Source organism: Microbispora sp. NBRC 16548 (genome assembly GCF_030268985.1).
Taxonomy (GTDB): domain Bacteria; phylum Actinomycetota; class Actinomycetes; order Streptosporangiales; family Streptosporangiaceae; genus Microbispora; species Microbispora catharanthi.
In genome coordinates this window covers 1-406 of record NZ_BSSF01000088.1, presented here as the reverse complement: position 1 = coordinate 406, position 406 = coordinate 1, and the positions used below count along the sequence as shown (strand labels likewise).

Genomic DNA, 406 nt, shown 5'->3' with positions numbered 1-406 from the left:
ACGAAAGACCTAGACACCCTCGCCACCGCACTGTACGTGAAGATCGACGACTACCTGATCGCTTTCCCGGACCTGGCTCCCGGACGTCCCCCGATCGGCATCCAGCCTGCCCTCAGCGACGCCGAACCGGTCACGATGGCCGTCTTATCAGCGCTGCTCGGCTTCACCTCCGAAATGCCGGTGGCTGCGCTACGCCCGTGAGCACCTGCTCGCCATGTTCCCGTACCAGCCCACCCAGTCCGGCTACAACAAACGGCTACGGGCCGCAGCGACCCTCACCACCCACCTGATCGGGATCCTCGGCCGCGATACCTCACTATGGAGCGACGACGTGTGGGTGGTCGACTCCACCCCGGTCGAATGCGGCCGCTCCCGCCAGACCACCCAACGCAGCGACCTGGCCGGC

1 pseudogene is annotated in these 406 nt (G+C 66.3%); it reads left to right on the top strand.

Annotation, left to right across the window (positions count from 1 at the left end):
- Nucleotides 1-406: pseudogene (locus QSK36_RS43810) on the top strand (IS982 family transposase); the annotation flags it as partial.